Source organism: Streptomyces venezuelae (genome assembly GCF_008642315.1).
Taxonomy (GTDB): Bacteria; Actinomycetota; Actinomycetes; order Streptomycetales; family Streptomycetaceae; genus Streptomyces; species Streptomyces venezuelae_D.
This window is the reverse complement of the sequence record NZ_CP029192.1, coordinates 8,272,243-8,287,358: the sequence shown is the minus strand read 5'-3', so window position 1 is coordinate 8,287,358 and position 15,116 is coordinate 8,272,243. Positions and strand designations below refer to the sequence as shown.

At 64.2% G+C, this 15,116-nt stretch carries 7 protein-coding genes and 1 pseudogene; 5 read left to right on the top strand and 3 right to left on the bottom strand.

The features are described from left to right. Positions 1 to 703 precede the first annotated feature (703 nt). From DEJ48_RS40840 to DEJ48_RS36570, 5 genes and pseudogenes are all read left to right on the top strand, one after another. Positions 704 to 829 (top strand): hypothetical protein, encoded by a 126-nt coding sequence (locus DEJ48_RS40840; protein ID WP_263399471.1) that lies wholly within the window; start codon positions 704 to 706, stop codon positions 827 to 829. A 456-nt stretch (positions 830 to 1,285) separates the two neighbouring features. Next, entirely contained in the window at positions 1,286 to 1,645 is a 360-nt protein-coding gene (locus DEJ48_RS36580; RefSeq protein WP_150220402.1) for a hypothetical protein, read from the top strand. Positions 1,646 to 1,701: 56 nt separating this feature from the next. Further along, a pseudogene (locus tag DEJ48_RS36575) lies at positions 1,702 to 2,286 on the top strand (N-acetylmuramoyl-L-alanine amidase); the annotation flags it as partial. Beyond that, positions 2,272 to 2,766, top strand: coding sequence for a PGRP and LysM peptidoglycan-binding domain-containing protein (locus DEJ48_RS41185; protein ID WP_411757564.1), 495 nt, complete (start codon positions 2,272 to 2,274; stop codon positions 2,764 to 2,766). The pseudogene DEJ48_RS36575 and the gene DEJ48_RS41185, both read left to right, overlap by 15 nt. Positions 2,767 to 2,770: 4 nt before the next feature. Then, positions 2,771 to 2,980, top strand: coding sequence for a hypothetical protein (locus DEJ48_RS36570; RefSeq protein ID WP_150220400.1), 210 nt, complete (start codon positions 2,771 to 2,773; stop codon positions 2,978 to 2,980). 682 nt (positions 2,981 to 3,662) lie between these two features. On the opposite strand, the gene DEJ48_RS36565 is transcribed toward DEJ48_RS36570, so the two are convergent. The 3 genes from DEJ48_RS36565 to DEJ48_RS36555 form a co-directional block, all read right to left on the bottom strand. Beyond that, positions 3,663 to 3,911, bottom strand: a complete 249-nt coding sequence (locus tag DEJ48_RS36565; protein ID WP_150220399.1) for a hypothetical protein — start codon at positions 3,909 to 3,911, stop codon at positions 3,663 to 3,665. Continuing rightward, the gene (locus DEJ48_RS36560) at positions 3,908 to 10,447 is read right to left on the bottom strand and encodes an RHS repeat-associated core domain-containing protein (RefSeq protein ID WP_150220398.1); all 6,540 of its coding nucleotides are present in this window, start codon (positions 10,445 to 10,447) and stop codon (positions 3,908 to 3,910) included. Before DEJ48_RS36560 ends, DEJ48_RS36565 begins: the two co-directional genes overlap by 4 nt. Before the next feature lie 125 nt (positions 10,448 to 10,572). Further along, on the bottom strand, positions 10,573 to 14,841 hold the full coding sequence (locus tag DEJ48_RS36555; protein ID WP_150220397.1) for a LamG-like jellyroll fold domain-containing protein: 4,269 nt from the start codon (positions 14,839 to 14,841) through the stop codon (positions 10,573 to 10,575). Positions 14,842 to 15,116: the final 275 nt, after the last annotated feature.

The window sequence follows — 15,116 nt, the reverse complement described above, 5'->3', positions numbered from 1 at the left end:
CGGAGGAGATCCAGCCGCCTTCGAAGTCGTCCCAGGGGCCGAAGCCGCTGACGTTGTCCTGGCTCCCGAACAGACAGACGTCGATTCGTTGGCCCGCCGGGCTATGTGCCCGGAGGTGTAGTAGGGCCCCCGGGTTTTTCGCGTAAATGCCCTCGAACTGGGCGAACGAGACCCGTCCGGTGGCCTGGATGAACGCTGCGGGCGGCGGCATGGCGAAGTCTTCGACCACGGCTCTGCCCAGTGCTCGCCGCACTCGCCGCGCCTCCTCCAGTCGGTTGCGGGTGAGGCGTTCCCGGCCCGCGAGGCCCGCCTGGAATCCCCCGGCGCCGATACCTACCGTCCAGCGCGCTCGGCCTGTCAACTCGACGCCGTTGTCTTCCGCGAGCCTCTGGATGGCGCGGTCCGACCAGTACAAGAAGCTTCCGATCATGGGGCTGTCCTTCCGCCGTCGGGGCGACTGAGCACCACTCTGGCGGATTTAGGGATGCTCGGGGCCACAAGCGGCGAAAGGTTCCTCCGCTGTTCCGGCAATGCTGTCTCTCGCTCTGCGTCCATAAACGCGAGCCGTGGCGTCCCGGTTTTCACGAAATGGCGTCGCTGAGCCTGGTGTTCGGCTTACCCTCAACTCGTGCGTACGCGCTGCCCCTTCTGTCTCACCCACGTCCCGGCCATCGGGATCGGGACGACTTACAGGAGGTTCCGCATGCGTAAGTACAGGGAGTGGCTTCAGCGGCTGGGTCGCCGCGAGCTGGTGTTGATCGTCATCGGCGCGGTCGTGTCCGCGTTCGCGTCAGCGGTGGCAGCCAGACTCGTGGAGGCCATGCCGTAGGAGCCGACCCCGATGTCTCAACCATCGGGGTCGGCGGCTCTGCGGCCGCTCCCACAGGGCGCCCCTGTCCTGCACCCTGCGTGGTGCGGACGGGGGCGCTGTGCTGTGTGTAAGGACGAGTGCGGGCTTGTTGGCGGTCAAGCTCGCTTCGACATCCCATCCGTTAGACAGAAGGAGATGTCTAAGTTCTCATCTCTTGGCGGGTACTCCCGAGCCTAGTTGATTGCAGTAACCCGCGTCTTGGACTCCGACTAAGCAATCACCACTGACAATCTATTACTGCCACCTCATTCCTTTAGCTCTATTAAGGCGTACATTTCGGACGATTTAGATACCTTTAAATGTTATTCGCTACGTTTGAGCAGCAAGCGCACAAGAAGGAGCAGGTCAGAGCGGCTACGGCCTTCACACACGTACGATCACGGTTGGGCTCGGGGCTGCTCAGGAGTGATCGCGGTGTCCATGCCTCCCAGCGCCGAGCCGACGCTCTGGGAGCTGCACCGTGCCGTCTCGCAGCTTCGAGAGGACCTTCGTGGCGACCTCGCGCGGCTCGCGGCACGTCTTGATTACGTCGTGACCGAGGACGTGTACCGGGCGGATCAGCGCGGCGTGGAGCAGCGGATCACACATCTTGCGACGGGTTTTGGCACCTTGCGGGCCGAAGTGGATCAGAGTCTGGAGCGCACGGAGCAGCAGCGCCGTGAGGATCAGGCGCAGGCGATGGCGACGCGTCGGCTGGTGTTCAGTTCGTTCGTCTCGCCGGTGCTGTTGATGGCCCTCCAGCTGTGGCTGGCTTCGCGAGGTACCGCCTCGTAGCAGGCCTGGGGCCAGGGGTTGTAGTTGGGGCGCGGGGAGAACAGTGAGCGCCGATCGTGGCGACACCTATCAGTGCCGACCGTCTCGTTGCCGCGCTGCGTGCCGAAGGCGTGCACGTGGTTGAGCGGCCGGGGTGGAGAACCCACAACAGGAACCACAAGGGGCCGTTCGGTCCGGTGAACGGTGTGGTGATCCACCACACCGTGACCTCGGGTACCAGCAACACGGTCAGCATCGTTGAGCGCGGTTACGCGGGTCTGCCGGGCCCGCTGTGTCACGGCATGATCGCCAAGGACGGCACCGTGTACCTGATCGGTCACGGCCGCACGAACCACGCCGGCCGCGGTGATGGTGACGTGCTGCGGGCCGTCATCGCCGAGCGCGGGCTTCCCGCTGCGAACGAGGCGGGCACCGACGGCAACACGCATTTCTATGGCTTCGAGTGCGAGAACCGCGGTGATGGCACCGACCCGTGGCCGAGGGCTCAGCTTGAGGCGATCGAGCGGGCGGCGGCGGCGCTGTGCCGCGCGCACGGCTGGAGCGCGGCGAGCGTCATCGGTCACAAGGAGTGGCAGCCCGGCAAGGTCGACCCCAAGGGCTTCACCATGAGTTGGCTGCGCGAGCGCGTGGCCGCCCGGTTGAAGTCGAAGCCGTCCAGCGGAGGTTCAGGCAGCGGCTCAGCGGGTGGTTCGCCGGCGGGCTCGTCGACCTACGTAGTCAAGAGCGGCGATACGCTGTCCGGGATCGGCAAGAAGCTCGGCGTTCGCTGGGAAGTTCTCGCCCAGGCCAACAAGATCAAGAAGCCGTTCGTGATCAAGGCGGGGCAGAAGCTCACCGTTCCGGGGAAGTCGAGCGGCGGCTCCTACTCCGCTCCTCCCTTTCCGGAGGGTCTTGCTCCGGGCCGTTCGGCACCGTCTGCGCAGGGTCTACAGAAGGCGCTGAAGGACGCCGGCTGGCTTGACCGGTCGGTGCCGCTGTCCGACGCGTACGGGCCGCAGACACAGAAGGCCGTCGCCGCCTTCAACCGCAAGCACAACCTTTTCACCGCAGGTCACCCCAATGATCCGGCGATCGGCCGCCGGGGCTGGAGCCTCCTGCACGAACTCGCCTACGGGAAGTAGAACCTTGATCGGCTTCATTCACGCGCACAGCACCCGCCTCTACACCATCGCCGCAGCAGCACTGGCTCTCGTCGCCTACTCCGTCGACGGTCTACCGACAGGACTGATCCTCGCCCTGGTCGCCGCGATCCTCGGTACCGGTGAGGCCGTCCAGCGGGTGGAGGATCGCAAGACGGTCAAGGCTCTTCACCAGGAACCGCCTGCGCTTCCGTAACCGGGTAGAAAAGACGCAGTACGCCGCCTTCCCGGATTCCACCATCCACGGAAAAGGTTTACTGCGTCGACGGCACCAGAATCCAGCGACAGCGTCGCATTGCCTTTCAAGTCGTCAGCATGCGCAGGAAGGCCCGAATAGAATCGACTCATTCCACTTAGGCCATATGCCGAAAACATAACTTGAGGGATATGCCCCGCTGGTGACACCAGGAGGCATTCGGCGCCTCACCCCACGCCTAGGGACCTCGCCTCCTGTATATCCCATGGGCGAGACTCACGAAGCCCTCCTCACCCTGGAATGTGCACCGATACGCCGGCAGCGCCTGAAGCCATTTAGTTGACTCCAGGGGTGGAGCCGGGTGAGCGTGCGGCGTTACACCAACCGGAATTGAGCTTCCAGAACGGAAGCCGCGTTCAGTTCCGCGACGGCGATCAGCGGCTCACCGCTAAGGCTCATTAATCACCCTCCGCAGTCCGCCGGGTTAGCGGAGTGGGGTAAAACTCCCAAGCAGGTCACGCAACTCGGAAGAGGGACACGAAAGAGGCCTCCATCATGACAATGACGGAGGCCTCTCTCGTCAGACGTAAGGAGTCACACCCAGAGACATCGGAATGCGCCCCTTACCTACTTTCTAATCCTATGCAAGTACAAGGTTAGAAAGGTGGGACGGTCCGACCCGTCAGTCCAAGAGTCCAATATCTTCAGGAAGGCTCCGAAGAACTTCTCGGCGCTCCTCCATGGTGGCTTCATTCTCCATTTGTCGGATGATAGACGTCAGCTCCTCTCGCTCCAGCCTAGACAGAGCAGAGAGCGTCGCCGAAGCGTCCTCAACGAAAGCCGTCGCGGCTTCCAGGGACACGGACTCTTCGTCTGACAACTCCAGCGACAAGAGCAGGTCGATCAGTGCGCGAGCGACGGTCATGTTCACGGCTCTACGATCCTCGCCTTGATGTTCACTATGTTTTGTTGCCCTAGCATTCTAGTGGCTCGCCGGTAGGCACGCTGGTCAGCAACCTCCCAGATGGCGGTGCGCCCGTTCTGGGCAAGGGCCATAGATTGTCGGGCAGCAGCTAGCTTCGACTTCTGAGTAGTAGCAACCCCCAGTTTGCGGTCAATCAACTGGCCGTTGCTTATACCGTCGAACCGGACTGCTGCTGAAGTCCCATCAGCCTTAACGTAGTCAAGTGCAGGAACCAGCCGCTTCCCCGTAGCAAGTTCACTTCGGGCTCCAGCAGTTCCAGCCTCATACGCATCTGCAGCGGCCGACCTAGTTGTCCCCTCAGGGGTCCACCGCACCTTTCCGAGATTCGCACTAGTTGATGCCGCCTTGTTGAGGAGTTGCCGCTCCATCTGGCGCCCAAAAGCGAAGAATACGCTGCCTGCCCACGTGGCCCCTGCGGATGACGAAGCCGAACCGGCAACCTCACAAGCAGAGTCATCGTGGTGGACGGTGCAGTTGTAATAGTCATCGAGAACGGTCAACTCTTTGTATCCGCGCGCTGCGCGTTCACGGAATCCGGAGTCACATCCTGAACTTACGGAGAAGCCGCAGAGATTGGTGTTTGTGATCTTCGGGGCCTTCAGGCCGTAGTCGAGCGCCCGGGAGCACGAGGCGTCGCATGTGTTGATTGCCCTGGTTCCCGCGTACTGGTCGTAGTAGCCGTAGTGCGAGGTTTCCCAGGGGTATTTCTGTTCCCAAGTCTGTCCCGTGGAGAAGTCCGGGGAGGCATGGGATTCCTTGAACTGCTGCTCGCCACCACACTCAGAACCTCGACACATTACGGAGTCGGAGAGTCCCGTAGGGTCGGAGTTCGTAATCGGGTTGTTGCTCGAATACGCGTAACCATTGAGCGTGTGGGGCTCTTGGGCTTCCAGGAGCGGGTCTACGGAGATGAAGCGCCCCGTTGCCGGGTCGTACTCACGTGCGCCCAGGTGGGTGAGCCCTGTGGCTTTGGTGTCGTCGGTGCCACCGACGAATCCCTTGGAGCCGGGCCAGGACTTGGGCGTCTCTCCACGAGGCCCGCCGAAAGGCAATTGCCTGCGTTGGGTCAGGGCCAGGTCTGCTGCGCTGATGGCCAGTTGGCCAGTTCCCTGGTGGTCACCGATGGTGAAGGTGAAGGAGCCGTCGTCGTTGCGGATGGCGTTCTGCCCTCCGCCGAGGTCGAAGTAGCGGACGGCTTTGGGCTTGTCGGCTCCCTTAGCAAGGACGACTTCGGTGTGGCCGAGATAGAGGGTGGTCTCCGTGCTGGTGCGCCCGATGAGGCGGTTCCCGTCGGCGTCGTACAAGTACTGGGTGCGCTGGTCGGCTTCGCTGACCTTCGCGAGGTGGCCTTCTGCGTCCCAGTTCAACTCCTGGCCTGGACGGCGGGTGGTGTTGCCCGCAGCGTCATAGCCGTAGTCCTCCGTTTTGGTACCGGCTGGGCCGGTAGTGGTGACGGACGAGAGGGTATGCGGTTGTGGCTTGCCCGGGCCGGGGTAGTCGAAGTCGCGTTTGATGTCTTTGCCGGTGTCGCCGGCGGGGTTGTGCTGGGTTTCCGTGCTGCGGTTGCTGGCCTTGTCGTAGGTGTAGGAGTGCCAGTACGGGGCCGGGCCGTCGATCTTGTCGGCTGCGGGTGTATCCGTGCAGGCGGCGGTGGACTGCGTCCATGCTTCCGTCAGGCGAGCCAAGTAGTCGTAGGCGAAGCACTGGTTGTCGGTGCCGGTGCGAGAGACATCAGCCATCGACAGGACGTTGCCGGCCTCGTCGTAGCCGTAGGTGACGGCTCGGTCCACACCCTCCTGGCCCTCACGATCCACGCGGGTGGTGGCCAGTCGCTGGGTTCCCCGTTCGTACGTGTTGGTGACCTGGGACTTCTTGTCCCCGTTGGTCAGGCCCATGGTGTACGTCAGGGGTTTGCCGGTGAAGCTGTAGCTGACGCTGCTGGTCATACCCTGGCCGTAGACAGAGGTCGGACGCAGCGTTTGGTCTTCGTATCCGTAGTTGACCGATCCGCCGGGCAGGGCCCCGGCGGCTGAGTAGCTGGTGGTGCCGACCAGGCCGGAGGGCTTGTACTGCGTGCCGGATTGGTAGGTGCCCTGCAGCTTGCCTTCGCTGGCGGGGATGACGACGGCTGTCTTCGTCGGCCGGTAAAGCTGGTCGTAGTCGGTGACCTTGGAGGTGTAGGCCTCGCCGTCCACATAGCGAGTGGACTCGGCGAGCTGGCCCTTCGCGCCAGTGACCGTGTCGTAGACCCACTTGGCGCGCAGCGGGCCGGTGGGCGAGTCCTCGTGCAGCTCGGTCTTGCGACCGAGGTTGTCGTAGACGTATGCCAGCGCCGGTGTGTCGGTGCGGGAGCCCTTGGTGTAGGTCAGCTGCCCGCGGTCGTCGAAGCGGCTGCTGCTGGTGCCCTTGTCGGGGTCGGTGGCCTCGATCTGACGCCCAAGCTGGTCGTAGCGGTAGCTCCAGCTGCTCCCGGCTGGAGATGTGACCTTCTCCAGTTCACCGCGGGGCGTGTACTTGTAGGTGGTGGCGTCGTATGCGGCGTCCACATTGTGTGAGTGCAGTTGGCGCAGTTCAGTGGTGTTGCCTCGGGCGTCGCTGAGGGTCGTGGTCGCGGTGTCACCGGCAGGCGGGATGACGGTGACTCGGTCTCCACCGTAGATGGTCTTGGTGGTGTTGAGGACCTTGCCGCCATCACCGTTGCCGGCTATCTGCTTGACCTCAGTGGGGCGGTTTTGTCCGTCGTAAGCGGTGATGGCCTGTGAGTCGACGGCGAGCGCACTATCAGGTTTGAACAGCTCGGTGCCGGGCTTGATCGTTGCGTAGTAGGGAGCGAAGGTCCTTTCCGCAAGTCCCCGCTCGTCGTAGAAGGTGTCGGCGAGCAGCGTTCCGCCGTCGGGGCCCGGGTTCTGGGTCTGGCGCTGGCGCAGCAGGCCGTCGTACAGCGTGTACGACGTGATCTGTCCGCCGTTGTTGTCCAGTGTCTTGGTCGCCACGGCGACCGGCTTGTTCTCGGTATAGGTGTAGGTGAATTCGTAGTTGGGTGTCTGGCTGGTGGCCCGTGCGAGCCAGACCTTGCTGGAGCGCCCCAGTGCGTCGTAGGCGAATTCGGTGGTGACGCCGTTGGTGTCGGTCTGCTTGACCGTCTGCCCGCGCAGGTCGAGGTTCTTGATCGTTGTCTGTGCTGTTGAGGTGTCGAGGAGTTTCGCGGGCGGGGTGGTGACCTTGGTCTGCGTCGGCAGGCCGGTGCTCGGCGTGTAGACGGTGGTCGTGGTGCGGCCGTCGCTGCGTTTGGCGCGTACGGGCGCCGCGTCGCCGTCTGTGGTGACGTCGGCGGTGAGATCAGTGCTGGTGAGCACGCGGCCGTAGCTGTCGAAGGTGGCGCCCGTCTCCAGGTAGGTGGCCTTGGTTCCGGTGTGCTTCTTGAGTGTGGCCGTGGCGGTGACGTCGCCCTTGGCCGGCGCCTCCCCGTAGCCCTGGTTGTCGTAAGCGGTGCGGACGTCGGAGATGACGTCCTCGGCACGGTCCGGTGCGGTGTCACATGCCTTGGCGACGGTCTCGACCCTGTCGGGGAGGTTGAGGAGGTTGTCCTTGGTGTTGGTCGCGTAGGTGGTGCGGGTGCACTGGTTGTCTGCGGATGTGGAGTTGTCGCCGAAGTCGTTGGCTTCGGTGACGCGGCCTGCGACGGTGTCGTGCTGGGTGGTTGTGGAAGTGATGCGCCACTTGGTGCCGCCGCCGTTGTCGGTGGAGGTCCAGTTCTTGGTGCTGGAGGTTCCGGTGAGGTTGGCTGTGACAGTGCCCCAGTCGCGGACCTTCTTCGCGGTCTCGTGGTGCCAAGGGCGGCTGACGGCCTTGCTCAGGATCTTGCCGCCGGGCTTGTCGTAGGAGGCAGTTTTGTACTGCATGCCAGCCACGGACTCGTGGTCGGTGATGGGGTCGCCCTCGCCTTCTCCCAGGGAGACAGAGACGGACTTTGTTCCGCCGTCCTTGTTCTTGCGGTCGCCGTCCATGCCGCGCAGGAAGTAGGAGTCCTGCTGCGTCTTCATGGCAGCGGCTCCGCCCTGGCCTCCCGTCTGGACGCGGACGTGGCCGTAGCCCCGCCACTGTGACCACGTCTTGTTCTTCTTCTTGGTCAGGCCGTCGTCGTCATCGAAGTGCCACGCGGCGTCACCGAGGTACTCGTACCGGGTGAACTGGTCGGGGGCTCCACCGGTACGGTCCTTGGAAACGGCGGAGGTGACGACGTACTTGTTGAACCAGTGCTTTTCCGGGTCGCTCTCGCTGTCGCCCCCGATGTACTGGGGGAAGCATCGAGTGGTGTTTGTCTCCGGCGTGGGCAGACTGCCCCAGTTGCAGGCGGGGGCCGAGTAGTCGACTGCGACCTGCCCACCGGACTCGTCCGCTACTGCAGACAGCCGGGACTTGATGAAGGGTGCGTAACCGTCGCCGGTCTTGTCGAGGCGATTCTCCAGCTGAGTGTAGGAGAGGGTCGTCTTCGGCAGGGTGATTGCGGGGGTGGCCGACTCGCCGGTGTGCTGGATGCTGTCCAGCAGAAGCTGGTAGTCGGTGTCAGCCATGCCCCAGCGGTGGTTCAGCTTCCATGAATCAATCTTGCTGTACGTGCCATCGCTCTTGAGCACCTGTGTGGTGACTTCGGTCAGACGCTTGCGGGTCCAGAAGGACGGGGACAGGCGGCCGTTGTCACACCTGGTCCCGGCCTTGCAGTTCAGGTCCCAGGGGGTGTCGTACCAGTAGAACGCCTTGTCGCCGATGGTGTCCGCCGCGCAAGTCACCCCGGTTTGTGGCAGGCACCGCTCTGCGTTGTCGAAGACAACCTGTCCCTGTGGCTTGTCCGCGAACATGTCGGAGGACTTCAGTCCGTAGTCGATGCGCTTGAGGTAGCCGCCGCGGGTGTAGGAGGTGTCGTCCTCAGCCTTGAGGTTGCGACCGTAAGAGTTGGTCTCCTTGGCGTAGTGGTAGCCCATGGCGTTGCCGTGTGGGTCCACCGCGTAGTCGACGTTCCACCGCCAGGCCTGCTGGCACCAGGAGTCGGCGAACGAGTCCTTGTGGCAGTCCTCGCCCGATTCGTTGCCGTATACGGGCACAGTCCAGGTGGAGTTGGTGGCGTCCTTGCCCTCGGCCCAGCCGGGGAGCCGGTTGTAGCCGAAGTAGTAGCGCGTGCCGTTCGGGCTGGTCAGGCGCCAGTACTCGCCGTCGTTGTCGCCGTTGCCGCGGGCCGTGGACTTCCTCCGGACGATGCGGGTGCCGTCATCCTGCTTGAGCTTGTACTCCTCGGTCGCCTCGTCCTTGTCGGGGTTACCGGCCACATGGACGAGTTCGCCGCCCTTGCCGTTGAAGCTGATGAACGCGTTGTCGTAGTCCCAGCAGAGGTCACCGGGCTTGTTCCCGTCGGCGTTCTTCACCCCGTCGTCCGCGCACGACTTGTAGCGCCGCTCGATGAATCCTGGAGACAGGTCGAAGCCGTCGCCGGCCCAAGACCCCTGGTTGTTCGATCCCCCCGTACGGCCGTCGATCGAACCTGATGAGTACGACAGACCCACACTCGGCTTCAACCCGCCGGGTACGGCTGGCACGTTCATGTCGTAAGACCAGCTGAAGTCGCCTGTGTTGAGGTTCGTGCTCCATGCGGCGGACGGGGAGAGCGGGCTCGCCTTGTAGTCGCCCTTGTCACCGTCGGCCGACGAGGTCGCAGCCAGGACCGTGGGTCCACTCGCCGCGAGACCTACCGACTTGGCGCTCAGTGAGTGCTTGGCCGTGTCGTTGACCGCAGCGACAGGAGTGCCGGTACGGCAGGACGTCTTGGCGGGGGTGGTCAGAGCGCAGGAGGGCAACTTGATCAGTTGCATCCGCGAGGCGTAGGCGCCGCCGAAGGCCTGCGCGAAGTCGCCGTAGTCAACAGTGACTTGCAGCTTGGGCTTCGCACCGGTGGTGGATCGGGCCTGGTCTCTCGAAGTCGCTCGAGCTTTGGCCTTGGCTTGCGGGGAAAAGTCGGGTTTCAGGGTGAACAGCATGCCCTTCACCCCTACGTCAGCTGCCTGTTTGCGGCCCATGACGCGGGTCTCTACCTGTTCCAACGTGCTTCGTGTGGCCGGCTGGACCTTGTTATGGCTGCTCGCGGCACGGCCGACTCGGATGGGTGGGCCCTTGGGGGAAACAAGAGACATGCCGTCATCGGCGCTGGCTGCCGGCAGGTCCAGCGTCGAGGTCGAGGGCTTGGGCCACGCGCGCTTCGGCGCCTTCACCGGTACGCGTGGGCCCTTGGTGACGGAGCGGGGCTTGACCTTGCCGCTGTGGCTGCCCGCCACCGGTTTTTCCGACTTGGGCAGGCCTGGCAGTCCACCGTCGGCTGCGGCGGCTGGAGTTGCCGTCGTCTGGAGCAGGCTGCCGATGAGCACCGCGGACAGTACGAGCGAGGTCCGGCGGAGCCGTCTGCCTCCGCGCGAATGCGCTGGTGTGGGTTGCATGTGTTGATGAATCCATCGCTGCCGGGCGCCGCGCCCTTAGGGCGCGGCGCGGAACGTGAGAGGGGAAGGACAGCAGAGGTCGGTGTGAGCTCGGCCAGGCGGCCGAGCTCACACCTGTTGCGGGATCAGCTCCCGGCGGGTACGTCGGTGGGGATGTCGAACCAGGATCCGGCCAGTTCGCTGACCTGGCTGTCGTTGAGTGCGCCCTGGAAGGCCCATACGTCGTCGACGGTGCCGGCGAAGTAGGTTCCGGTGGCGTCGCCCTTGGCCTTGCCTACCTGGAGGGACAGCGGTGCTTTGAAGGTGAGGACGTTGTCGGCCCAGGCGGTGAGATCCTGGCAGGCCGCATCATCGGCGTCTCCGTCGCCGTCCGCGTCCCCGCAGGCGACCTCCTGCAGCACGCCGTTGACGTAGAGGCTGGCTTCTTTGGCGAAGCCGTCGTAGACCACCGCAAGGTGGTTCCACTCGCGTGCGTCGTAGAACTCGGTGTTGCTCACCCGTGTGACTGGTGCATCCGTACTGTCCTTGGCCGGGAGCGTGAGTTCCCAGCGGCCCAGGCCTTCAGGGTCCTTGTCGTCCGGCTGGAAGCGCACTGTGAAGGCATCGTTCTTGAGGCCCGCACCGCTGACCAGGGTGACACCGTGGTCCGGGATGGCTGCGGTCTGGGCCCAGGCGGTAACGGTGAAGCTGGCGCTCGTATCCATCGGCATCAGGGTGGTGCCGGCATAGGCGTCCGTGCCGTTCAGCTGCAGCCCGCTGTTGTCGATCATTCCTGTGCCGAGCTGCGCGCCGCCGTGGAGATTCATCGGGCGCTTGGCTGCGGAGGAGTCCAGCGTGGTGGTTCCGCTGCTATTGGTCTCCTCGAAGTTCCAGCGGCCTTTGACCAGGGGGCGCTGTTTGAACATCTGCTGGACCTCTTCGGCCGACACTGGCCGGTCCAGGAGGCGTAGGTCGTCGATGCTGCCCGGGAAGTGGTTCTTGACCTGGCCGCTGTAGCTGCCCGCGCCCAGATACATGGACTGATCGGCGTAGAACGCGCCGGCCAGCGGTACCGACCCGGCCTTGGCCCCGTTGACGTACAGGGTCAAGGTGTTGGCGACGGTGTCGTGCACGCCCACCAGCTGCGCCCACTCGCCCACGTAGGCGCTGGCACCGTCGTCCTGCATGGCGCGGATCGGGGTCGCGTCGGCGGCATCGGCCGAGTACTGGTTGACGGCCCACCGGTTGTAGGTGGAGGAGTAGTACAGCTCGAAGCCGGGACGTTCCTTGCCCGCTTGCGCGGCGATGATCGCTGCGCCGTCGGGCTTCTTGTCGAGCTTGGCCCAGGCGGAAACTGTGAAGCTGCGGGAGGTGTTCAGATGCGGCCCGCTGATCTGACCGATCCTGGCGTAGCCGTTGGTGCCGTTGAAAGTGGCGGCCTTGCCCGCGATGCCGGGGGTGCCGGTGGTGACACCACCGCGGTAGGCAGCGGGCAGCACTCCGCCATGCCCGGTGATCTCGGTGGCGTCCGCTGGCTCGTCCAGATCGAAAACCGCCAGCGCGGGGCGGCCCGGGTCACCCACGGTCTGCTTCGCGTGCAGCTTGTCGACCTCGTCCTGGGCCAGCGGCTTGTCGAAGAGTTGCACTGCGTCGACCGCTCCCGGGAAGAACGCCGCTGGGTTGCCGCTGTAGGAGGCGGCACCGATCTGCAGGCCGCGGCGGGCCTCCCACGGACTGTCGTAGGCAGTTTGGCCGACCAGCGTGCCGTCCACGAACAGCTCCAGAACGTCGCGCGTCGAAGAGTATGAACCGATCAAGTGTGTCCACGTGTCCGCGGCCACGCCGCCGGGCTTGTCCGCCATGGCCCGGGCGATACCTGAATCAGCGGTGTCGGACTTGTACTGGTTGAATGCCCAGCGGTCGTACGTCTTGGAGTAGTAGAGCTCGAATCCCGGACTGTGGTTGCCAGGCTGGGTGGCGATGACCGCCGCCCCCTCGGGCATCTTTGACAGCTTCACCCACGCCGAGACCGCGAATCCGCGGCTGGTGTCCACCACAGGAATGTCCGTGGCGGCATAGCCGTCTGTACCGTTGAACGACAGGGCCGCGCCCTCCATGCCGGCCACGCCCGGGGTCGCTCCGCCGTGCAGCTTCGCGGTGCGGGCCGGCGTCGAGCCCTTGGCCTCATTCGCGTCCGCAGCCTCGTCCAGCTGCCAGGTGGCTCGCTCCGGCTGGCCCGCCTTGACTCGGTACTGGTAGGTACGGATTTCGCTGCCGTTGCCCGCGCTGTCGAAGGCCTGGGCCGTGATGAAGTTCAGCCCAGGTTTGGCCGGCAACACCTTTGCGGTCTTCGCCGCGCCGCCTGACGTGGTGATCTTGTGCTTCGCACTGGGATCGCTGTTGATGCCATACCAGTAGGTGGTCACATCGCTGTCGGCGGCATCCAGTTCGAAAGACCCGTACTTTCCCACGCCGTCGTACCACGGATCCTTGGGGTCCTCCGGTTCGGAGGCCGGGTACTCACCGGAGGAGACCGCAGGTGCCTTGGGTACCTTGGTGTCGTAAACGAAGTAGCACGCGCTGGGGTTTCCCGCGTACGACCACGGTGAGTACTGCGCCCCGTCATAGACTCGCGCGTACCAGTTGACCTGCTTGTTGACCGGGATCGTCGCCGGCAGACTGATGGCGAAGCTCGAGCCAGAAGGGTCCGCCGACGTACGGCCCGGCTTCCAGCTCCCTCCGTCCCACTTGGCCTGGAACTGCACCGAGACGTCGTCGCCGTCCGGGTCCTTCACATCATTGGCATAGATCTTTCCCCGCGTGCGCACCCGGGCTGCGTTCTCGGAACTCTTGCAGGTCCCGCCGTACTCCATCTTCAGCTGCGAGCTCCGGAGCTGCGCGGGCGCACGGTTGTACTTCACCCGCAGGAACGCCTTGTCGGAGAACCGCTTCCAGCCATATGCGTCTGACTCGCTGGCAGCCTGCAGACCAAACGTCATCGTCGAGTCCCGGCTATCAGCCGCATCCTGGATCGCTGAACGGATGTCGAACTCAGCATCCTTGGCGGCGCAGCCCGAGTAACCGTGGGCGAATGACTCCGACTTGAGTTTCCTGATCCAAAACCCCGAGGCGTTCTGAGAGTTCCAGGTTGTAGAAGACGAGATGTCCTTGGTCTTCCACAGCTCCACGGTGCGGTCCGAACAGGAAGCGGACCAGGTGTTGCGGACCACAAACTCGGCCGACAAGATCGACTTGCCTGCAAACTTCGAGACCGCAATGCGGTAGAAGAGCCGCTTGGTGTCGTTGGGCTTGCAGTAGTTCCAGTTGCAATAGCCCATGCCCGCGTCATGGCTGCCGTTGAACTTCCACTGCGGTTCGTTGTCCCAGTGCTTCGACGCCATCGTCCACGCCGTCGCGCGCGGCGAATGCCATTGTGGGTCGATGAACACCGGGTACGTGGTGTCCGTGCCCTTCAGGACGTCCGCATCCGGCGTCAGCACCAGCTCCTTGCCGCCAGCAGGGACCTCCACTCCGACAGGCGCGAGCTTGCCGGATTCTCCGGCCGCAGGCTCTTCCCCAGTCGGCGAGGCTGTTACTGCGGTAGCTGCGCCTGCCCGGGGCCGCGCAGCTTTCGCACTCGGCGTACTACCGGCCCCCGGGCTGGAGTCCCACATCATGGGCTTCGGTGCCTCGAAGACCGCCCCCCTGGCGCCGTGGTCGACTGCCTGCAGCATGCCCTCGGCGGTCTCTTTCACATCCATTCCGTCAGCCGTCAGCTTGAGCCGCAGCTCAGCCAGCTCCGAACTCTCAGCGGCCTTTGCGCTCTTGACGACCAGCAGCTGTGTGAATCCGTCCTCCTGTGCCCCCATCCGCAGGTCCACATCCGGAAGCACGTCAGGGTAGATGGCGGTCGCACCCTCCAGCCGCGGTGCGGGCAACTCGCCGGGCCATGACAATGCCAGCTCCCGACCGGCCTTCGTTATCCGCACCAGCGGCTCATCACCACCGCCTGAGAACTCAAGACCTACCGTGGCAACTTTCGGCGCCACGGCTCCCCCAGCAGACTTGACCAGCTCGGTGTCCACCGCCTTCCACTGCTCACCCACCCGGGCCCGGACCGGGCGCAGGTACTCCCGCGCCTCCAGGTTCCCGTCGGCCGTCGCATAGGTATCGCTGCTCTCACCGCGCAGCGAGGTCACCTCGACTGGTTTGCCCGTGCGCTTGGCGGCTGCCAACGCTGCCTCGGCACTCGCCTCTTCGCCAGGCGAACCTTCGTGCTCAGCCTTCACCACTGGGGGTGTGGCCGGCGAGTCGGCTGTCGCGGTCGCCGCCGGGACGAGGCTCGTCACGATGGCCACACTCACCAGACTTGCCAAAGCCCCAGCACTGCCGCGCGAACACACGCGCCTCCACATATCCCACCCCGACCTGTCACAAAGATGAAAGTTCCCTTAACGAGGGAACCAAACCAGGACTGTATGTAGTCGCCAAGTAAAGAACCCAGTAGGCCATTCAGGGCGCATGCCACAAAAGGCTTGTCACAGTTGTGACTTCGGTCACGGTTGTGCCCAAGAGTGCATCGGCTTCATAACATCAGCGGTGGCGGCGGCCCCCAAACAGGGCTTCACATCCGGAAGGCCCTCCTCCCACACGCTTCGGCCCCGCCGTCAACCACGAATCCAACCCATCG